The organism is Thioclava electrotropha (genome assembly GCF_002085925.2).
GTDB classification, from domain to species: domain Bacteria; phylum Pseudomonadota; class Alphaproteobacteria; order Rhodobacterales; family Rhodobacteraceae; genus Thioclava; species Thioclava electrotropha.
The window spans coordinates 3,235,186-3,255,748 of sequence record NZ_CP053562.1 but is presented as its reverse complement, the minus strand read 5'-3'; the positions used below and the strand labels follow the sequence as shown (position 1 = coordinate 3,255,748).

The 20,563-nt window shown below is 64.8% G+C and carries 19 protein-coding genes; 7 read left to right on the top strand and 12 right to left on the bottom strand.

Features of this window, described 5'->3' with window-relative positions:
• Window positions 1-3 precede the first annotated feature (3 nt).
• Both AKL02_RS15400 and AKL02_RS15395 read right to left on the bottom strand, forming a co-directional pair.
• A complete protein-coding gene (locus AKL02_RS15400) occupies window positions 4-429 on the bottom strand; it encodes a hypothetical protein (protein WP_078570031.1) in 426 nt (141 codons plus the stop codon).
• A complete protein-coding gene (locus AKL02_RS15395; RefSeq protein ID WP_078548211.1) occupies window positions 429-635 on the bottom strand; it encodes a SlyX family protein in 207 nt (68 codons plus the stop codon). Before AKL02_RS15395 ends, AKL02_RS15400 begins: the two co-directional genes overlap by 1 nt.
• A 75-nt stretch (window positions 636-710) precedes the next feature.
• Between AKL02_RS15395 and hisS the strand changes: the two genes are divergently transcribed.
• The 3 genes from hisS to hisG are packed head-to-tail and all read left to right on the top strand — an operon-like array spanning window position 711 to window position 4,125.
• Window positions 711-2,345, top strand: coding sequence for a histidine--tRNA ligase (hisS, locus tag AKL02_RS15390; RefSeq protein ID WP_083076081.1), 1,635 nt, complete (start codon window positions 711-713; stop codon window positions 2,343-2,345).
• Window positions 2,345-3,415 (top strand): ATP phosphoribosyltransferase regulatory subunit, encoded by a 1,071-nt coding sequence (locus AKL02_RS15385; RefSeq protein ID WP_083076083.1) that lies wholly within the window; start codon window positions 2,345-2,347, stop codon window positions 3,413-3,415. Before hisS ends, AKL02_RS15385 begins: the two co-directional genes overlap by 1 nt.
• Complete coding sequence (hisG, locus tag AKL02_RS15380; RefSeq protein ID WP_232621640.1) at window positions 3,412-4,125, top strand: ATP phosphoribosyltransferase; 714 nt, start codon at window positions 3,412-3,414, stop codon at window positions 4,123-4,125. The genes AKL02_RS15385 and hisG overlap by 4 nt, the downstream gene beginning before the upstream one ends.
• Before the next feature lie 63 nt (window positions 4,126-4,188).
• On the opposite strand, the gene AKL02_RS15375 is transcribed toward hisG, so the two are convergent.
• The 7 genes from AKL02_RS15375 to AKL02_RS15345 form a co-directional block, all read right to left on the bottom strand.
• Entirely contained in the window at window positions 4,189-5,130 is a 942-nt protein-coding gene (locus AKL02_RS15375; protein ID WP_083076086.1) for a 2-hydroxyacid dehydrogenase, read from the bottom strand.
• Window positions 5,127-6,272, bottom strand: a complete 1,146-nt coding sequence (gene rodA, locus AKL02_RS15370) for a rod shape-determining protein RodA (protein ID WP_078520366.1) — start codon at window positions 6,270-6,272, stop codon at window positions 5,127-5,129. Before rodA ends, AKL02_RS15375 begins: the two co-directional genes overlap by 4 nt.
• Window positions 6,269-8,218 (bottom strand): penicillin-binding protein 2, encoded by a 1,950-nt coding sequence (gene mrdA, locus AKL02_RS15365; RefSeq protein ID WP_083076088.1) that lies wholly within the window; start codon window positions 8,216-8,218, stop codon window positions 6,269-6,271. The genes rodA and mrdA overlap by 4 nt, the downstream gene beginning before the upstream one ends.
• Window positions 8,219-8,229: 11 nt before the next feature.
• Window positions 8,230-8,769, bottom strand: coding sequence for a rod shape-determining protein MreD (locus AKL02_RS15360; protein ID WP_078520364.1), 540 nt, complete (start codon window positions 8,767-8,769; stop codon window positions 8,230-8,232).
• Window positions 8,766-9,728: a rod shape-determining protein MreC gene (gene mreC, locus AKL02_RS15355; protein WP_078520363.1), complete on the bottom strand. Its 963-nt coding sequence runs from the start codon at window positions 9,726-9,728 to the stop codon at window positions 8,766-8,768. Before mreC ends, AKL02_RS15360 begins: the two co-directional genes overlap by 4 nt.
• A gap of 52 nt (window positions 9,729-9,780) precedes the next feature.
• Complete coding sequence (locus tag AKL02_RS15350; RefSeq protein WP_038064670.1) at window positions 9,781-10,812, bottom strand: rod shape-determining protein; 1,032 nt, start codon at window positions 10,810-10,812, stop codon at window positions 9,781-9,783.
• Window positions 10,813-11,136: 324 nt separating this feature from the next.
• Window positions 11,137-12,696, bottom strand: coding sequence for a 2-isopropylmalate synthase (locus AKL02_RS15345; RefSeq protein WP_078520589.1), 1,560 nt, complete (start codon window positions 12,694-12,696; stop codon window positions 11,137-11,139).
• A 325-nt stretch (window positions 12,697-13,021) separates the two neighbouring features.
• On the opposite strand from AKL02_RS15345, the gene AKL02_RS15340 reads away from it, so the two are divergent.
• From AKL02_RS15340 to AKL02_RS15330, 3 genes are read left to right on the top strand one after another with little or no spacing between them, the layout of a single operon-like run.
• Complete coding sequence (locus AKL02_RS15340) at window positions 13,022-13,672, top strand: SDR family NAD(P)-dependent oxidoreductase (RefSeq protein WP_232621639.1); 651 nt, start codon at window positions 13,022-13,024, stop codon at window positions 13,670-13,672.
• On the top strand, window positions 13,666-14,364 hold the full coding sequence (locus AKL02_RS15335) for an SDR family NAD(P)-dependent oxidoreductase (protein ID WP_083076092.1): 699 nt from the start codon (window positions 13,666-13,668) through the stop codon (window positions 14,362-14,364). The genes AKL02_RS15340 and AKL02_RS15335 overlap by 7 nt, the downstream gene beginning before the upstream one ends.
• Complete coding sequence (locus tag AKL02_RS15330) at window positions 14,357-15,883, top strand: cryptochrome/photolyase family protein (protein ID WP_083076094.1); 1,527 nt, start codon at window positions 14,357-14,359, stop codon at window positions 15,881-15,883. Before AKL02_RS15335 ends, AKL02_RS15330 begins: the two co-directional genes overlap by 8 nt.
• A 19-nt stretch (window positions 15,884-15,902) precedes the next feature.
• Here the strand turns inward: AKL02_RS15330 and AKL02_RS15325 are convergent, their stop codons facing one another.
• Window positions 15,903-17,390, bottom strand: a complete 1,488-nt coding sequence (locus AKL02_RS15325; protein WP_083076096.1) for an MORN repeat-containing protein — start codon at window positions 17,388-17,390, stop codon at window positions 15,903-15,905.
• A gap of 226 nt (window positions 17,391-17,616) precedes the next feature.
• On the opposite strand from AKL02_RS15325, the gene AKL02_RS15320 reads away from it, so the two are divergent.
• The gene (locus tag AKL02_RS15320; protein ID WP_083076098.1) at window positions 17,617-19,275 is read left to right on the top strand and encodes an NAD+ synthase; all 1,659 of its coding nucleotides are present in this window, start codon (window positions 17,617-17,619) and stop codon (window positions 19,273-19,275) included.
• A 21-nt stretch (window positions 19,276-19,296) separates the two neighbouring features.
• Here the strand turns inward: AKL02_RS15320 and AKL02_RS15315 are convergent, their stop codons facing one another.
• Window positions 19,297-19,968, bottom strand: coding sequence for a TadE/TadG family type IV pilus assembly protein (locus AKL02_RS15315; RefSeq protein WP_083076100.1), 672 nt, complete (start codon window positions 19,966-19,968; stop codon window positions 19,297-19,299).
• Between the two features lie 3 nt (window positions 19,969-19,971).
• Window positions 19,972-20,556 carry a TadE/TadG family type IV pilus assembly protein gene (locus tag AKL02_RS15310; protein ID WP_078541939.1) on the bottom strand — a complete coding sequence of 195 codons (585 nt, stop codon included), beginning with the start codon at window positions 20,554-20,556 and terminating at the stop codon, window positions 19,972-19,974.
• Between the last annotated feature and the right edge of the window lie 7 nt (window positions 20,557-20,563).

The following is a 20,563-nucleotide window of genomic DNA, read 5'->3' as shown; positions in this document are numbered from 1 at the left end:
GCCTCACAGGCTGCGCGCCACCCATGCCAGCCGCAGCGCGATCGCGGCGGCAAGGGCGGTGGCGAACTCGCCCCAGCGCAGCAGCGCCACGCCGCGCAGCAGATCGGGCTCGTTGATCCCGTCGCGCACCGCACCGGAGATCATGCCCATCTCCAACCATGCTGCCGCGCCCAGCACGGCGGTTGCCAGAAAACTCATTGAGACCAAAATCATCGCCTGTCGGTGGCTGCGCAGCCGCCAGATCAGCCCGCACATCAGCGGCACGGCGAAGAACACCTGCATCGCGAGGATGCCGCTGCCCTGCCACAGCTCGAACCGGTCGAGTGTCGAACGAAGGTCGATGCCCGGGGGCCAGATCAGCAAAGCGGTGTAGATGAGCGCTTGGGCACTCACGAAAACACCGTTCAGCCCCCAGAGCGCCGCGTCCATTACCAGTGCGGCGGTTTCTGGTCGGCCAGGGGGATCGCGCTGCCGCTGTCATATTCGCGCTCGGCCTCGCGCTCCATCAGCAGGCCCAGATGGCGCTCCAGCCGTTCGATCTGACGGGCCTGCGCGGCCGCGACATCGGACAGTTCGTCCACCGTTTGCGTCAGATAGGCGATCTGTTCCTCCGCCCGTTCCAGCCGTTCCTGCATCTGCCGTTCCTATTGCTTGCCGGGGCCAGCCCCTTGGGCTACACCCTCGCGCGAGATAAGATCAGGTGCAAGCCGATGGCGAAACAGAAAAAGCAGCCCCGTCCCAAGGCAGAGGCCCCGAAGGGCTTCCGCGATTATTTTGGGACGGAGGTGACCGAGCGGGCCGATATGCTGGCGAAGATCGCAGAGGTCTATCGCACGCATGGCTTCGAGGCGCTGGAAACTTCGGCCATTGAGACGGTCGAGGCACTGGGCAAATACCTCCCCGATGTGGACCGCCCGAACGCGGGCGTCTTCGCGTGGCAGGAGGAAGATGACGGCAAGTGGCTGGCGCTGCGCTACGACATGACGGCGCCGCTGGCCCGGGTCGCGGCGCAATATCGCAACGACCTGCCGACGCCCTATCGCCGCTTCACGATGGGTCCCGTCTGGCGCAACGAAAAGCCCGGTCCGGGCCGGTTCCGCCAATTCTATCAATGCGATGCCGATACCGTGGGCGCGCCCTCGGTTGCCGCCGATGCCGAGATCTGCGGCATGCTTTCGGATGCGTTGGAAGCCGTCGGCATTCCGCGCGGCGATTACGTCGTGCGCGTGAACAACCGTAAGGTTCTGAACGGGGTGATGGAGGTCGCGGGCGTTCTCGACCCGGCCGACCCCACGAAGTTCGAAGAGGAACGCGGCATCGTCCTGCGCGCCATCGACAAGTTCGACAAGTTCGGCGAGGAGGGCGTGCGCCTTCTGATGGGCGAGGGGCGTCTGGACGACTCCGGCGACTTCACCAAGGGTGCGGGGCTGTCCGAAGCACAGGCCGATACGGTCATGGGCTTCGTGAATGCCAATGAGGCAGTTCAAAGAAAACTCTCCGCATCTGTAGGGAGCGAACCGCAAGAAGCTGACTTTCTTCGGCGCGGAGCTGCCGCACAGGGCGCCACTCCCGACACCTCACAAGAGCAAGTCCGTGAGAGTTTCGGAAGTGTTTGGAATAAGAGCGTTCTGGAACACCTTCGAGAGCTCGTTCAAGGCTGCGAAGCCGGTCTGGAAGGCGTGGATGAACTCGAGCAGATCGCCTCGCTTCTCGACGCGCAGGGCTACGGCCCCGACCGCATCGTGATTGACCCCTCGGTCGTGCGCGGTTTGGGCTATTACACCGGCCCGGTTTTCGAGGCCGAGCTGACCTTCGAGATCACCGACGAGAAGGGCCGCCCGCGCCAATTCGGTTCGGTCGCTGGCGGCGGGCGCTATGACGATCTGGTCAAGCGCTTCACCGGTCAGGTCGTCCCGGCCACCGGCGTCTCGATCGGCGTCGACCGTCTTCTGGCTGCACTTCGCGCCAAGGGCCGCATTGGCGGCTCCGCGCAGGGCCCGGTCGTCGTGACCGTGATGGATCGCGACCGGATGGCCGAATACATGGCGCTGGCCTCCACGCTGCGCGGGGCAGGGCTGCGCGCCGAGGTCTATCTGGGCAACCCGAAGAACTTCGGCAACCAGTTGAAATATGCCGATAAACGCGAAAGCCCCGTGGCGATCATCCAAGGCTCGGACGAGGCCGAACGCGGCGTTGTCCAGATCAAGGACCTGATCCTCGGCGCGAAGATCGCGCAGGACGCGACGGTTGAGGAATGGAAATCCCAACCGGCGCAATTCGAGGTTCCGACCGGGGAAATGGTCGCAAAAGTGCAAGAGATTCTTGCGCGCTACGAGGCCGAGTGATGGCGGACAAGGCGCAAGCGCGGGGACAGGCAAGCCGCCTGCTGGAGCAATTCCTCAAAGCGGGTGCGGTCGAGGTCACGCCCGACATCCTGCAACCCGCCGAGGCGCTGCTCGACCTTTACGGCGAGGATATCCGCGCCCGCGCCTATGTCACCGCCGACCCGCTGCGCGGCGAGATGATGCTGCGCCCTGACTTCACCGTGCCGGTCGTGCAGGAGCACATGGCCAATGGTGCCGAACCTGCTCGCTACGCCTATGCGGGGGAGGTGTTCCGCCGTCAGGATCATCGCGGTGCCGCCCGCGCCCATGAGTATTTTCAGGCCGGGTTCGAAATCTTCGACCGCGCCGATCCCGAAGCCGCTGATGCTGAGGTCTTCGCGCTGTTCGCGGGGCTTCTCGCCAAGCTGAACCTGTCCGCCACGATCGGCGATATGGGCCTGCTGCGCGCGGCCGTCGACGGGCTCGATACGCTGCCCGAACGCAAGGCCGCGCTTGCCCGTCACATCTGGCGCCCCAAACGCTTCCAGCATCTTCTCGCCCGCTATTCGGGGCAGGTCGAGGTGCCGAAAGCCCGCGCCGACCTGTTGACCGGCCAACGCTCCGGCGCGCCGTGGATCGGGTTGCGCTCGCGCGAGGAGATGGAGGCGCGGATCGCCACGCTGGCCGCCGATGCCGCCGCCGCGCCGATCCCGACCGATGCGGTTGCCGCGATGGGCAAACTGGCTGAGCTGCGCTGTGCCGCCGATCAGGCGCCTGCCGCCCTGCGCGCGCTGAACATCGCTTCCATCGAGCCCGCCATCGCGCGGCTCGAAAAGCGCCTCGATGCGCTCGCCACGCGCGGCATCGACCTTGCCGCGATCACCTTCGACGCGAGCCACGGGCGCTCGACTATGGAATATTACGACGGCTTCGTCTTCACCTTCACCGCCACCGATCCGGCGCTGCCGCCGGTCGCCTCCGGCGGGCGCTACGATGCGCTGACCCGACAACTGGGGCAGGGGCGCGAAATCCCCGCCGTGGGCGGTGTGATCCGTGCTGGGCTGATGGCCGATCTGGAGGCGCAAGCATGAGTGAGGCCATGATCAAACTCGGTGTGCCCTCCAAGGGGCGTCTGATGGAGAAGACCTTCGACTGGTTTGGGCAAGCGGGGATCACGCTCAAGCGCACCGGGTCGGAGCGCGAATATGCAGGCGCGGTCGAAGGGGCCGAGGGTGTGCAGCTCGTGCTGCTGTCGGCCGGAGAAATCCCGCGCGAACTGGCGGCGGGACGTATCCATCTGGGCGTCACCGGCTCCGATCTCGTGCGCGAGAAGCTCGCCGATTGGGAAAGTCAGGTCGCCGATCTCGCGCCGATGGGCTTTGGCCATGCCGATCTGATCATCGCCGTGCCGGCCTGCTGGTCGGACGTGGACAGCCTCGAAGACCTCGACGCCGCCGCCCACCGCTTCCGCGCGACGCATGGCTTCCGCCTGCGGATCGCTACGAAATATCACCGGTTGGTGCGCGAATTCCTGACCCGCGAAGGCGTGGCCGACTGGCAGCTTGTCGACAGCCAGGGCGCGACCGAGGGGACGATCGCGAACCTCACTGCCGAGGCCGTGGCCGACATCACCTCGAGCGGCGAGACGCTGCGCGCGAACCACCTGAAGATCCTCTCGGACGGGCTGATCCACCAGTCTCAGGCGACGCTGTTCGCGTCGCGCGCCGCCGATTGGGCGGGGCAGGAAAGCCGCCTTGCGGGTCTTGCGCAGCAGCTCGGACTGCCCGCGCCAACGCTCTGATCTTCCTCTTGGTCGAAATATCTCACGGGGGTCCGGGGGTGTGAAACCCCCGGCCTGCGCCGCTCAATAGCCGCGCGAGCGATCCACGAGATAGAGGAACGGCTCACCGGCCTCGCCCCGCCGGATATTCTCCGCAATCACCTCGGAGGCGGTCTCTGCCCGGCTCTCGGCGGCGATATGGGGCGTCACCGTCACGTGGGGATGCGCCCAATAGGGGTGCTCGGGGGGCAGAGGCTCGACGCGGAAGACGTCGAGCGTCGCATGGCCGATCTGGCCGCGATCGAGCGCCGTCAGCAGCGCTTCATCGTCGATCAGCGTGCCGCGGCCCGGATTGATGATCCGTGCCCCCTTCGACATCTGTGCCAGCGTGTCCGCGTTCAGAAGATTGGTGGTCTCGGGCGTGTCGGGCAGGATCGAGACGAGGATCTCCGCCTTCGACAGCGCCTCCGCCAGTCCGTCATCGCCGCTGAGACAGGTGATCCCGGGGATGTCCTTAGGGCTACGGCTCCAGCCGGTGACTTTGAAGCCCAGACCCGCCAGCGCTTCGGCGCAGGCCTTGCCCAACGCACCCAGTCCCAGCATCACCACCGAGCGGTCGCGCGCCAAGGGCGGGACGCCCCCGTCATGGCGCCAGACACCGTCCTGCTGGGTCAGCGTCGCGTCGATCCCGAGGTGATAGCGCAGCACGTGGCCGGTCACATAGTCGACCATTCCGCGCTCCAGTCCCGCATCCACCATCCGGCACAGCGGCTGGGTGAGGGTCTCGTTGCCCACCACGCGCTCCACCCCGGCCCAGAGGTTCAGCACAGCTTTCGCGCAGGTATAGGCGGTGAAATCCTGCACCGGGCCCTGCGGCGAATAGACGACATAGTCGATCTGCGCGGGGTCGGTCTCGCCTGGCTGAACGATCCGGGCCTCAATGCCGGTCGCGGCGATGGCCTCGGTCAGCGGGCGTTCGTAACGCGCCCAGTTCTCGGGCTTGTCGGCGAAAAGTACGCGGATCATCTTTGCCTCGGTCTATGGACATGGGCGCTTTGCACCAGCCCGAAGGCCGCGAGCAGGATCATCATGGCGGTGCCCCCGTAACTGACGAGGGGTAGAGGCACCCCCACGACAGGCATCAGCCCCATCACCATCGCCATGTTGATCGCGAAGAAGAAGAAGAACGTCCCCGCGACCCCGAAACTGAGCAGCGAGGCGAACCGGTCCTTCGTTGCCATCGCGGTATAAAGCGCAAAGCCGATGATGCCGGTGTAAAGCATCAGGAGGGAGAAGGCGCCGACGAAGCCGAACTCCTCGGCGAGCGTGGTGAAGATGAAGTCCGTGTGCTTCTCGGGCAGGAAGTTCAGCCGACTTTGCGTGCCCTGCATGAAGCCGCGCCCCGACCAGCCGCCCGAGCCGAGCGCGATCTGCGCCTGCATGATGTTGTAGCCCGCGCCAAGCGGATCCGAGCCCGGATCGAGGAAGGTGTCGATCCGCTTGTATTGGTAGTCGTGGAGAAGCTGGTATTCCGTACCACGGCTCTCCATCACGCCGAAGACCAGCCCCACGACCAGCGCGATCACGGTGCCGAAATACCAAAACGACACCCCAGCTGCGAACATCACGAAGGCCCCGCCCAGCACCAGCATCACGGCGGTGCCCAGATCGGGCTGGGCGAGCACGAGGAAGGTGGGCGCGAGAATGATCACCGCGGGAATGAACACCCAGAGCGGGCGCGAGACCTTCTCGACAGGCAGCCAGTCGTAATAGGCGGCCAGCAGCATCACGAGGGTGATCTTCATCAACTCGGAGGGCTGAATGCGCAGCGGGCCGATCTCCAGCCAGCGCTGTGCGCCCATGCCGATCGCGCCGAAGAACTCCACCGCGACCAGCAGCAAAAGCGCCACGAAATAGGCCAGCGCCGAGACATTGCGCCAGAACCAGACCGGGATGAAGGCGACAGTGAACATGGCGATCATACCGAGCGCGAAGCGTTTCATCTGCGGCTCGGCCCAGGTATGGATATTCCCGCCTGCGACCGAGTAGAGCATCAGAAAGCCCGCGCAGGCCACCGCCGTCAGCAGGATCACCAGCGGCCAGTTCAGATAGAAGATCTTGCGCCATCCCGTCGGGACGGTCTTGAGATTGCTCTCGAGATAGCTCATGCGCGCGACCTCGATTGCGGCTTCTGCACGGTGTCGGGGTCGACCAGATCGAGCGTTTCGTTCAGCTCCTTGGCCTTCGCGCGGGCGAAGGACGGGTAGGCATCGTCCGGGGGCAGGCCGCCCGCCAGCGCGAACAGCAACACGTCGCGCGCGATCGGGGCGGCGGCCGTCGAGCCGCCCGAGCCGTGCTCAACCACGACCGAGACCGCGTAGCGCGGATTGTCGATCGGGGCGAAGGCCACGAAGAGCGCGTGGTCGCGGCGGTTCCAGGGAAGCTGCTCGTTGCGGATCACGCCGCGGGCACGTTCGGCCTTGGTGATGTTGCGGACCTGGGAGGTGCCGGTCTTGCCCGCCATCTTCCATTCCTTCATCGCGATGCGCGAGCCGCGCGCGGTGCCGCGCGAGGAGTTCACCACCGCGGTCATCCCCTTGCGCACGCTGTCGAGATAGACCTTCTCGACGCCCAGATCGTCGGTGACGCGGATCGGTTGCTCGACCCCGTCACGGGCGCGGATCAGACGCGGCTCGACCTTCTTGCCGCTGGCGATGCGCGCCGCCATGATCGCGAGATGCATCGGCGAGGCCAGCACATAGCCCTGACCGATCGCCGCGTTCGCGGTGTCGCCGATCAGCCAGTCCTTGCCGTAACGCTCCCGCTTCCAGTCCTTGGTGGGGGCCACGCCTTCCTTCACCGCCGACATCGGCAGGTCGGGCCGGACGCCAATACCCAGACGCTTGGCCATGTCGCTCATCTTGTCGATGCCGACGCGCTGCGACAGCTCGTAGTAATAGACGTCGCAGGACTGCTCCATGCTCTTGGTCATGTTCACATGGCCATGGCCCGCGCCCTTCCAGCAGTGGAAGCGGCGGCCCGCAATCTCGACATAGCCGGGGCACCAGATGGTTTCCTCGGGCGTCACCAGCCCGGCCTCCAGCGCGGCGAGCGCGGTGACCATCTTGTAGGTCGAGCCCGGCGGGTAGAGTCCCTGCACGGTCTTGTCGGCCAGCGGGCGGTGATCGTCCTGCGTGAGACGCTGATAATCGGCGACCGAAATCCCGCGCACGAAAAGGTTGGGATCGAAGCTCGGTGCGGAGGCGCAGGCGAGCACGTCGCCATTGGTCACATCCATCACGACGGTCGCGGCGGATTCCTCCTCCAACCGCTGCAGCGCATAGTTCTGCAGACGATAATCGAGCGTCAGCTGAAGGTTCTCGCCGGGCTGGCCGGGTTCGCGCGACAGCTCGCGCATCTCGCGCCCGGCGGAGTTCACCTCGACGCGCCGCTGACCGGCCGCGCCGCGCAGCACGCTTTCCTCTTTGGCCTCGATCCCGGTTTTGCCAAGCTGGAACTTCGGGATCAGCAGCAGCGGGTCGGGGTCTTCCATCTTGCTCAGATCGTAATCCGAGACCGGGCCGACATAGCCGATCACATGGCCGAAATCCTCGCGGCGCGGATAGAGGCGCGACAGGCCGACATCGGGGCTGACACCGGGCAGCGAGGGGCCGTTCACCGCGACGCGCGAGAACTCGTCCCATGTCAGGCGGTCGGCCACGGTGACCGGCGTCGTCGGCGGGCGGCGGCGGATGTCGTGCAGGATGTCTTTCGTATCGCCATCGGTAATCGGGATCAGACGGCGCAAAGCGTCCAGCGTCGCATCGACGTCGTCGGTATCCTCGCGGGTGATCGTGACACGGTAATTCTGCTCGTTGCCCGCAAGCATGACCCCGTTGCGATCGAAGATCAGCCCGCGCGCTGGCGGGATCAGCCGGATTTTCACCGAGTTGCCCTCGGCCAGCAGCCGGTATTGCTTGGCGTCTTCGAGCTGCATCTTGCGCATCCGCGCCGCCAGCACGGCCACGACCGCCGCCTGCGCGCCGCCCAAGAGCAAGCCGCGTCGCGTGATGCGGCGGGTGCTGACTTCGGTCTCTTTCGGGGATCGTCTCATTCTGGGCCCCCTCACATTCGATGTCCGTAGGCGTCGACCTCGCCCGGTGCCGCGCGGCGCAGGCCGAAGGCCACCCGCGACACCAGCACCACCACCGGGTAGGCGGCCAGCGTCACCAGCATCTGGAACAGTTCCAGCCCGAGGCTCGGCTGATCGACCATCGTGACCAGCAGGACGATGCGCTTCACCGCCACCATAGCGATCAGCAGCCCCGCGACCAATGCCCATTCCAGCGCGAAGGGCAGATCGCGCAGGCTTTGCTCGCGGCGGCGCAGGAATTCGGTCGCGCCGAGGACGATCAGCGCCCAAAGTCCGATGGGCCGCCAGAACATGATGTCTTCAAGCAGGAAAACCAGAACGATCAGCAGGGCCGGGGCGTATTCGGGCCGCCGCAGCACCCAAGCCAGCGTCAGGGCCAAGGTCAGGTCGGGGCCGGGCAGGCCGCCCGGCGAATGGTCGACCGGCATCAGGCGCACGAAGATCAGCACGAGGCCGATCACCACGAAGAGCGTACGGTAGCTGAGACGGCGGCGGGTGATGGGGTCGATCATTGGCTGCCCCCGTTGCCGTCCTCCGACCCGTCATCGGGTTCGAGCGCGCCCTCGGCAGCCTCCGAGCGCGCCTTCTCGGCGGCTTCCTGTTCGATGACTTTCGGATCGGGCGCAATCAGCCCGCCGGCATTCTCGATCCGCTCGGCCGGGTGCGAGCGCAGCACGCGCAGGAAATCGAGCCGCTCGTAATCGGCCGCGAGACGTACGCGCAGCCGCTTGTCGCGGCCCTGAAAAACCTGACCGACCAGCAGTCCCGCCGGGAAGACCCCGCCATCGCCCGAGGAGATCACGCGGTCGCCCGGGCGCACGCGGTCGGGATGTTCGAGGAAATCCACGAACGGGTAGGGGGAGTTGTCGCCCGCGAGGATCGCGTTCTGTCCCGAGGCCGGGATCGAGACCGGGATGCGGCTCGACGCGTCGGTCAGCAGCAGCACCCGCGAAGTCGAGGAGCCCACGCCCGAGATCCGGCCCACAAGGCCCAGCCCGTCCATCGTGGCCCAGCCATCGACGATGCCGTCGCGCTTGCCGACATTCAGCAGCACCGATTTACGGAAGGGCGAGCCGCTATCGGCCAGCACGCGCCCCGACACGGAGGTCAGTTTCGGATCGAGCCGCACCTTGTTCTGCGCCAGAAGCTTCGCGTTTTGCTGCTCCAGCTGAACGGCGGCTTCCTTCCACGCCTTCATCTGCTGCAGCTCGCGGCGCAACTCCTGGTTCTGCTCGTAGATGCGCGAATAGGATTGGAAGCCCTCGACCATGTCGGTCAGTTTCGTGACCGGGGCCATCGCCCAATCGAAGCTGGGCACGAAGCGATCCACGAGGGCAGAGCGGAACCGCTCCATCCGCGGGCTGTCGATGCGCCAGACGAGGAAGAGGGCGAGCAATATGACGACAAGAACCGCAACGCCCAGTCGGCGCAGCGGTCCGATATAGTCTTGGTCGTCGCGATTTCTGGCCAATTCCGTCTCCGGTCAGATCACTGGCCGGGCGTGGTGCGATCCCGGTCCCGGCTCAGCTGTCGTAATCAATGACGTGGCGAAGCTGTTTCTCATATTCAAGCGCCTTGCCGGTGCCGAGCGCAACACAGTTGAGCGACTGATCGGCGATCGAGATCGACAGGCCCGTCTGCTCGCGCAGGGCCAGATCCAGCTCGCCCAGCAGCGCACCGCCACCCGTGAGCATCACGCCACGGTCGACGATGTCGGCGGCGAGGTCCGGCGGGGTGGTCTCCAGCGCCTGCATCACCGCGTCGCAGATCGACTGGACCGGCTCCGACAGCGCCTCGGCGACTTGCGCCTGGGTGATTTCGGTTTCTTTCGGCACGCCGTTGAGCAGGTCGCGACCGCGCACATGGAGCGACATGCCGCGCCCGTCATCGGGCATCCGCGCGGTGCCGATCGTGGTCTTGATCCGCTCTGCGGTGGATTCGCCCACGAGAAGGTTCTGGTTGCGGCGCAGGTAGGAGATGATCGCCTCGTCCATGCGGTCGCCGCCCACGCGCACCGAGCGCGCATAGACGATGTCGCCCAGCGAGAGGACGGCCACCTCGGTCGTGCCGCCGCCGATATCGACCACCATTGAGCCCGTGGGGTCGGTGATCGGCATGCCGGCGCCGATGGCCGCTGCGATCGGTTCTGCGATCAGGCCGGCGCGGCGCGCACCTGCCGAGAGAACCGACTGACGGATCGCGCGCTTCTCCACCGGGGTCGCGCCATGCGGGACGCAGACGATGATCTTCGGCTTCGAGAAGGTCGAGCGCTTATGCACCTTGCGGATGAAATGCTTGATCATTTCCTCGGCGCTGTCGAAATCCGCGATGACGCCGTCGCGCATCGGGCGGATCGCTTCGATCGAGCCGGGGGTTCGGCCGAGCATCAGCTTGGCGTCTTCACCGACTGCCAGCACCTGCTTTTTGCCGTCCTTGACGTGATAGGCGACCACAGAGGGTTCGTTCAGCACGATACCCTTGCCTTTGACATAGACCAGCGTGTTCGCCGTCCCGAGGTCGATCGCCATGTCCGAGGAGAAGATCCCACCAACCATATTACGCCTGTCCCATCCCAAATTTCTTAGAAACACCGCGACTCGCGCCAAGCCACGGCCCGCGCCTCGTATAGTCAAAGCGGCCCTTACGGGGAAGCGGATTTGCGCTGTCGGCAAGGCACCCCTGCGGTTATCCGCTGAGGCTAGGCCAAGGGATTGACCTTTTTCAACATTTTGGTCGGATTTCGCCCGGAAAAATTGCTTGAAATTACAGATATGCGATACGTCACGAAATCGTGCTGAAATCGGGGAATTCGCGGGGGCTGGATTGAAAACGGGCAGCCCTTCGCGGGCTGCCCGAAAGCTGTGCAATTTGTGGTCGGCTCAGAGCTTGTAGCTCACCGTTTTCACATCCGCGTCGGGCGCGGTTTTCTGGCTGCGGAAGCGCAGGCGGTTGAGCGCGCCGACATAGGCCTTCACGCTGGCGAGGATCGTGTCGGTGTCCGACGCCGCCCCCGTGCCGATCCGCCCGTCTTCTTCGAGGCGGACCGAAACGGTCGCCTGCGCGTCGGTGCCTTCGGTCACGGCATGCACCTGATAGAGCTTCAGCTTCGCTTGCGTCGGGTAGATTTCCTTGACGCAGTTGAAGACCGCATCGACCGGGCCGTCGCCTTGGCACTTGCTGGATTTCTCCTCGCCGTCGACGAGCATCTTCAGCTCGGCTTCCTGCCCGTCCGAACCGCAGACCACGCGCAGCCATTTCACCTGCAGGTAGTCATCCGCGGTGTTCGCGGCGCTGTCGGTCATCAGCGCGATCAGGTCCTCGTCGTAGATTTCCTTCTTGCGGTCGGCCAGCGCCTTGAAGCGAACGAAGACGTCCTTGAGCTGATTGTCGCCCAGCTCGTAGCCCAGATCCTTGAGCTTCGCGCGCAGAGCGGCGCGGCCCGAGTGTTTGCCCATCGCGATATTCGCCTCGTTGAGGCCGATATCGGCGGGCTTCATGATCTCGAAGGTCTCGACGTTCTTCAGCACGCCATCCTGGTGGATGCCGCTTTCGTGCAGGAAGGCGTTCTTGCCGACGATCGCCTTGTTGAACTGCACCGGGAAGCCCGAAACCTGCGCCACGCGGCGCGAGATGTTCATGATCTTCGTCGTGTCTATGTGGGTCTGGTAGGGCATGATGTCCTGACGGACCTTCATCGCCATCACGACCTCTTCGAGCGCGGTGTTGCCCGCGCGCTCGCCCAGACCGTTTATCGTGCATTCGATCTGGCGCGCACCGGCATCGACCGCGGCCAGCGCGTTCGCCGTCGCCATGCCCAGATCGTTGTGGCAGTGGGTCGCGAAGATGATCTCGTCGGCGCCCGGCACCCGCTCGAGCAGCATCCGGATCAGATCGGCGGATTCAGTCGGCGCGGTGTAGCCCACCGTGTCGGGGATGTTGATCGTGGTGGCACCCGCCTTGATCGCGATCTCGACGACGCGGCAGAGGTAGTCATGCTCGGTCCGGGTCGCGTCCATCGGCGACCATTGAACGTTGTCGCACAGGTTGCGTGCATGGCTGACGGTCTCGTGGATGACGTCGGCCATCTCGTCCATCGTCAGGTTCGGGATCGCGCGGTGCAGCGGCGACGTGCCGATGAAGGTGTGGATGCGCGGCGATTTCGCGTGCTGCACGGCCTCCCAGCAGCGGTCGATATCGGGCAGCTTCGCGCGGGCCAGGCCGCAAATCGTCGAGAACTTGGCGCGTTTCGCTATATCGCTGACGGCTTCGAAATCGCCTTCCGAGGCGATGGGGAAGCCGGCTTCGATGATGTCGACGCCCATTTCGTCGAGCAGATCGGCGATCTCGAGCTTCTCGTCATGGGTCATCGTCGCGCCCGGCGATTGCTCGCCATCACGCAGGGTCGTGTCGAAAATCAGAACGCGGTTTTTGTCGATCATGGTCTGGGCCATCTGCTAGTCTCTTTCGTCTTGGCTCTTAGCGTTACTTCGTCCCAAAGGCCAGCATTGCGCGGTGGCTTTCGGAAGTTGTCCGGGCGCTGGTTACCCCTGAGCGTTCGCGCCCGAAGGCACGCTCAGAGGCTGCTAAGAAGAAGGAGACCACGGGGCATCGCGCCTTGGGCGAGAGCCCCGGCTGCGGTGAGTTGAATATGCTTAACCCGTGTCATGAGGGGCACTATAGGCGCCGAGTAATAAATGAAAAGCAAAAAAGGAACCGCTCGCGGCGGGGGCGCGTAGCCTTTGGGCGCATATGACGGAGGACAAGGTGGCGGGTCAGGCAATCGTGATCGGAGATACCGGCGGGATCGGCGCGGCGATCCGGGCCGAGTTGGAGACGCGCGGCTTCGCGGTGACGGGGGTGTCGCGGTCGCGCGATGGATTCGATGTGACGGATGAGCGTTCGGTCGAGGCGGGTCTGCGCGGGATCGCCGGGCCGGTCGATCTGATCTTTGTGGCTTCCGGCGCGCTTGGCACGCCGGAAAAGGCGCTGTCGCAGCTGACGCCCGAGGAAATGCAGACCCAGTTTGCCGTGAATGCGATGGGTCCGGCGCTGGTGCTGAAACACGCGGCGGGCCTGTTGCCCCGCGACAGGCCCGCGCGGTTTGCGGCGCTCTCGGCGCGGGTCGGCTCGATCGGGGATAACGGTTTGGGCGGCTGGTATAGCTATCGGACCTCGAAAGCGGCCCTGAACCAGCTGCTGCACGGCGCGGCGATCGAACTGGGGCGCTCTCACAAGCAGCTCGTTATCGCGGCCCTGCATCCCGGCACGGTCGACACACCCTTTACCGCCGATTACCCGCGCGACAAGCTCGCCCCTGAAGACGCCGCGCGCCGGTTGCTCGACGTGCTGGACGGGCTGACGCCCGCGCAATCGGGCGGATTTTACGATCACGCAGGCAAGGAGATCCCATGGTAACCCGAAACGCCATCGTCACCGGCGCCGCACGCGGGATCGGCCGCGCGATCACCGAGGCGCTGCTGGATCGCGGCTGGCAGGTCGCGGCGCTCGATTTGGATATCGATCCGTTGGAGGCACGCGAAGGCTTGGAGGCGATCCGCTGCGATCTTGGGAGCGAGGATGACATTCGCGCCGCCGTCGCGGAGGCCGGGTTCGAGACGCTCGATCTCTTGGTGAATAATGGCGGTCCGGCCAATCCCGAATGCGGACCGCTGGAGGAGCTGACGCTGGAGGCGTGGCACAGGTGGATCGATCCGCATCTCACCGGCACGTTCCTGATGACGCGTGAGGCTCTGCCCGCCTTGCGCAAGGGGCAGGGGGCGGTGGTCAACATGGCGTCGACCCGCGCGCTGCAATCCGAGCCCGACACCTTCGCTTACGCGGCGGCGAAGGGCGGCGTCACGTCGCTGACCCATGCGATGGCGGTGAGCCTTGGCCCGGAAGTTCGGGTCAACGCCATCGCGCCCGGCTGGATCAATTCGAGCGGCGAGGCCCTGAGCGAAGAGGATCACGCGCAGCATCCGGTGGGCCGGGTCGGCACGCCGAAGGACATTGCCGAGGCCGTCCTCTACCTCGCGGATGCGGGCTTCGTGACGGGGCAGGTGATGGTCGTCGACGGCGGTATGACGCGGAAGATGATCTATGACTAAGCTGATCGCGGTGCTGGGCGACCAGCTCAGCCATGATGGCGCGGCTTTGCGCTGTGGCGACAAGGAAGCGGATGTGGTCGTGATGGCCGAGGTGCGCGAGGAAGCCACCTATACCGGCCATCACAAGCAGAAGCTGGCGCTGACCTTCGCCGCCATGCGCCGCTTCGCCGACGAGTTGGAGCGCGACGGCTGGCAGGTTCGCTATACGAAGCTGACCGACGACGACAACGCGGGCTCGCTGGTGGGCGAATTCGCCCGCCGCGCCGAGGAGGAGGGGGCCGAGGAGGTCGTGACGCTCGCCCCCGGCGAATGGCGGCTGCGGCAGGCCTTCGAGAGCGCGCCGTTGAAAATCCGGCAACTGCCCGACGACCGCTTCATCTGCTCCGAAAAACGCTTCGCCGACTGGGCCGAGGGGCGCAAGGAATTGCGCATGGAATGGTTCTACCGCGAGATGCGCCGCGAGACGGGCCTTTTGATGGAGGGCGACGATCCGGCGGGTGGTGAGTGGAACTTCGACAAGGAGAACCGAAAGCCCGCCCAGCCCGACCTGTTCCGTGAACCCGCGCCGACCTTCCGCAAGGATGCGCTGGTGCAGGAGGTGCTCGAGATGGTCGAGGCGGAATTTCCGGACAATTTCGGATCGCTCGACGAATTCAACTGGCCGGTCAGCCGCGCGCAGGCCGAACGCGCGCTGGAGTATTTCATCGCCCATAACCTGCGCGATTTCGGCACCTATCAGGATGCGATGCTGGCCGAGGACCGGCTGCTGCATCACTCGATCCTGTCGTCGAGCATCAATCTCGGGCTGCTCTCTCCGCTGGAGGTCTGCAAGGCCGCGGAAGAGGCCTACAAGGCCGGCGATGCGCCGATCAATTCGGTGGAAGGCTTCATCCGGCAGATCCTCGGCTGGCGCGAATATATGCGCGGGATCTACTTCCTTGAGGGGCCCGATTACACCTCGCGCAATGCGCTCAACCACAAGCGCGATCTGCCGTGGTTCTACTGGTCGGGCGAGACCGACATGGCCTGTATGAAGGCCGCGATAGGGCAGACCCGCGATCTGGCCTATGCGCATCACATCCAGCGTCTGATGGTCACAGGCAATTTTGCGCTGCTGGCCGGGATCGACCCGCGCCAAGTGCAGGATTGGTATCTCGCGGTCTATATCGACGCCTATGAATGGGTGGAGGCGCCCAATACGGCTGGGATGAGCCAGTTCGCGGATGGCGGGGTGGTGGCCTCGAAGCCCTACATTTCCTCGGGTGCCTATATCGACAAGATGTCGGATTACTGCGCGGGCTGCGCCTATGACGTGAAGGCGAAGGACGGCGAGAAAGCGTGCCCGTTCAACAGCTTGTACTGGCATTTCCTCGACCGGCATCGCGACCGGTTCGAGGGCAATCCGCGCATGGGGCTGGTCTATCGCAACTGGGACAAGCAGCAGAAAGAGACCCGCGAGGCCAAGCTGAAGACAGCGGAGGCGGTGCTCGCAAAGCTCGACAGGGGCGAGGCGCTGTAAGCCAGCCTAGAAGAGCGGATCAGTTCGCGGAAGGCTCCGCCGTGGCCGGTTCGTTCGCCGGGGCCGGCGGGGTCTCGGCGCTGGCATCGGGCGTCGGCTGGGTCGCAGGCGCGCTGGTGTCCTGCAGCTTGTCATTCGACCATTCGCCGCTCGCGACATTCCCGGAGGCATAGGTCATCGTGCCTTGCCCCTCGCGTTTGCCATTCGAGAAGCTGCCCACATAGGTGTCGCCATTGGCATAGGTCGCGCGGCCTTGCCCGTCGATCGCGCCGTTGCGCCACTCGCCCTCATAGGTGAAACCGTCGGGCATGGTCAGCTTGCCGGTCCCGTCGCGCTGGCCGTTCTTGAACGCGCCCTCATAGGTCGTGCCGTCCGCATAGCGCGCGGTGCCTTGGCCCTCGCGTTGCCCGTTCACCCAGTCGCCTTCGTAGCTGTAGCCGTCCGGGTAGGTCATCTTGCCCTTCCCGTCATTGCGCGCGTTCTTGAACTCGCCCTCATAGACGAGCCCGTTCGCGTAGCGCGCGGTGCCGGTGCCCTGAATGACGCCATGCGCCCAGCCGCCCTCGTAGCTGGAGCCGTCGGGATAGGTGATCTTGCCCTGACCGTCGGGCAGGTCGTTCTTGAAGCTGCCCTCATAGACCGAGCCGTCGGGGTACTGCACCTTGCCCTGACCCTCGATGCGGCCCTCTTTCCATTGGCCGGTATAGACATAGCCGTCCTTGCCGCGGAACGTGCCGGTGCCGTGGCGCTTGTCGAGCAGGAATTCCCCCTCATAGGTGTCGCCATTGGCATAGGTGACCTTGCCCGCGCCGTGGCGCTTGCCGTTGACCATCTGGCCTTCGTAGACATCGCCATTGGGTTGGGTCAGCTTGCCGCGACCGTTCATCTGCCCGGCCTTCCAGTCGCCGACATAGGTCAGCCCGTCCGCCATGGTGAGCGTGCCGGTGCCGTCGCGCTGGCCATGCGCCATCTGGCCCTCATAGGTGGAGCCGTCGGGATAGGTAATCTTGCCGTTGCCCTGCTTGACGCCGCCCAGCCAGTCGCCCTCGTAGCGATAGCCGTTCGCGCTCTCCAGCGTGCCCTTGCCGTCATGCATCGCGTTGCGGAACTGGCCCTCATAGACCGAGCCGTTGGCGTAATGCGCGGTGCCGGTGCCGGTGATCTGACCGTTGAGCCAGTCGCCCTCATAGGTGCCGCCATCGGCGAAGGTGATCTTGCCCTTGCCGTTGGGTTTGCCGTGGTCGAACTCGCCCTCGTAGATCGAGCCATTGGGGAAGCGCGCGCGGCCCTTGCCCTTGATCTCGCCCATCACCCATTGGCCTTCGTATTCGTAGCCCGAGGGCAGCTTGTAGCTGCCATAGCCGTCCTGCTTGCCATCGGTGAAGGTGCCCTCATAGAGGCCGCCGTCATCGTATTGCTTGGTGATGACCTCTTGCGCCGGCGCGATCTGCGCGGTCCAGCCGATCAGAACTGCCAATGTCGCGATGCGAAGCTGCGCGCCTGCCATGCGTGCCCCCTGATGGTGCTGCCTGTGCTCCGGTCTCGCGAGCGCGTGGATTCGCGCTCTGCCGTGCTTGGGGAAAGGTTAATTGCGCGGGGGTAGCCTGACAAGCGGGCAGGGCGGTCCGTGTCGGGGGCGCGGAGGGGAAGGGTAGGTAAATGCAGGGCAGCCATCCCCTTTTCACCCCATCGTTTTCTGCTAAATGAGGGGCAATAACAGCCCGAGGACGCTTATGGCCGATCGTTTCCGCCTCACCATGGCCCAGCTCAACCCCACCGTGGGCGCGCTGGAGGCCAATGCCGAGAAGGCCTTCGCCGCTTGGGAAGAGGGTAAGCGCGCGGGCGCCGACATGGTCGTGCTGCCCGAGATGTTCCTGACCGGCTACCAGACGCAGGACCTGATCGCGAAGCCCGCTTTCGTGCGCGACGCGGTTGCCGCGATGGAGGCGCTTGGCGCGCGGATCACCGATGGTCCGGCGCTGGGCATCGGCGGGCCCTACTGGACCGAGCAGGGGCAGTATAACGCCTATTGGGTCTGGAAAGACGGAGCGCTGGTCGCGCGGATGTTGAAGCACGATCTGCCGCATCACGGGATTTTCGACGAGTATCGCATCTACGATACCGGTCAGATTTCCGGGCCCTACGCGATCAACGGCGTGCGGATCGGGACGCCGATTTGCGAGGATGCGTGGCACCCGGATGTGGCCGAGACGCTGGCCGAGACCGGGGCCGAGATCCTGATCGTGCCGAACGGCTCGCCCTATCACCGGGGCAAACTCGACGTGCGGATGACCCATATGGTCGCGCGCGTGGTCGAGACCGGGCTGCCGCTGGCTTATCTCAATTCGGTCGGTGGGCAGGACGATCAGGTCTTCGACGGGGCGAGCTTCGTGCTGAACCGTCACGGCCAACTAGCCGCGCAATTCGCGCCCTTCGACGAGATCATCGACCATGTCGATTTCGAGCGTGACGGCGAGGGCTGGGCCTGCGTCGCGGGCCGTGACGATCCGCAGCCTTCGGAATGGGAGCAGGATTACCGCGCGATGGTCGAAAGCCTTGGCGATTACCTGCGCAAGTCGGGCTTCTCCAAGGTCGTGCTCGGCCTGTCGGGCGGGATCGACTCCGCGCTGGTCGCGACGATCGCGGCGGATGCGCTGGGGCCGGAGGCCGTGCATTGCGTGATGCTGCCCTCGGAATACACCTCGCAGGGCTCGCTCGATCACGCCGCCGATCTGGCAAAGCGGCAGGGGATGCGTCTCGACACGGTGCGGATCGACGGGGCGCGCGATGCGGTCTCGGATGCGCTCGCCCATCTGATGGAGGGCACCGAGCCCGACGTGACCGAGGAAAACATCCAATCGCGCCTGCGCGGTGTGATGCTGATGGCGCTGTCGAACAAGTTCGGCGAGATGCTTCTGACCACCGGTAACAAATCCGAGATGGCCGTGGGCTATGCCACGATCTATGGTGACATGGCCGGCGGCTACAATCCGATCAAGGATCTCTACAAGACCCGCGTTTTCGAGACCTGCCGCTGGCGCAACGCCAACTACCGCGACTGGATGAAGGGCCCCGAAGGCGAGGTGATCCCGCGCGAGATCATCGACAAGCCGCCCTCCGCAGAGCTACGGCCCGACCAGAAGGACGAGGACAGCCTGCCGCCCTATCCGGTGCTCGACGGCATCCTCGAAGGGCTGGTGGAGCGCGACGCTTCGGTCGCCGATCTCGTGGCCGAGGGCTACGAGCGCGAGACGATCAAGAAGGTCGAGCATCTGCTCTATATCTCGGAGTGGAAACGCCACCAGTCGGCGCCGGGCACGCGCCTGTCGAGCAAGGCGTTCTGGCTGGATCGCCGTTATCCGATCGTCAATCGCTGGCGCGATCACGGCTGAGCGCGGCGTTCGAGCTACCGCTCAGTTTGCGTCGCTCCACGTCAGGCGGGCGACGCGCGGTCGGGTGACGATGAAATTGTCGAACGAGATCGCGTCGTGAAAGCCGACGAAATGCTTGGTCGGATCCTCGCCGATTGACGTCAGATAGGCCTTGTACGCTTCAGAAAGCTTGAAGGGGAGGTCATAAGCGTAGGAGGTCTCCACGATGAGCGCCTGGTCGCCCGCCGCGAGGACCGGAATGCGATCCGCCTCGAGATCGAGCGCCTCCTGCGTGTAGCTTTGCGCCAAACCGGTCGCAAAGGAATCGTCCAACTTCACCTTTTTTGCGTCGCTGCCTTCGGTGGGATCGTTGCAGGCGTGGTTCAAATCCTGCGGATCGTCCCAGCAACTCACCAAGGTTACACGCATCCAGCTGCGCGAAGGGTCGCTATTGCCGGTCGCAAAATCGTAGACCTGCTTGATGCCTGCGACGAATTTCGGGCCGATTGGATCCCGTTCGCGCGAGATCAGGTCCGAGACCGTTACATTGGCCCGTGTCGCGGCACCGCGAATTTTGAACACGTCATACATTTCGATCGACAGGATCAGCCAGCCCGACAGCATGATGAAGGCCATCAGCCCTTCGATCGGGATGGATCCGGTCTCGTCGTCGCGGAAGCGGCGGAGCAAATTGCGCATCTTTGCCATGACCATCGCTCAGGTCCCTCCTGCAGCAGAGGCGACTGCCGGTTCGATCACGATCGCGGTCGTTGCCACCAAGGCATAATCGCCATCCGCGCCGACCGGCGATGCTTCGAGGAAGGCTTGTGCAATGAAATCTTCCAGCAGCATCGGCTTTTCGCGCAGGCAGACACGCACGAGGATCAATTGATCCGGGGCGGCGGATTCCAGCGTGCCGGCAGGCGGTGGCTTGGTTACGTCCGAGAAATCCTCGCAGCGCACCGGGTGATTGGCGATCGAGGAGGTCCAGTTCGTCTTGTCGACCTGGAACATCTCGACCGAAACCCGGTTCATGCAGCTGCTCCCGAAGAAGCCCGCCTGTTTGCAGATTTCGTGGCGCAGCGTTTTCTCGTCGATGCTGGAGTAGTTCCCGATGCGGATGATCCGGCTCGTGGCTTCGGTCGCGCGGGTCAGCAGGGTCTGCTTGATGAAGATCACGCCCAGCTCGATGCCGGCGAACATGAAGAAGATCAGGAACACGATCCAGAGCAGGGCGGGGATCGTCACCGCGCCGTCCTCCGCCTTCAGGAAGGCTCGTTTATGTGTCAGCCTCAGTGCCATGCTCTGC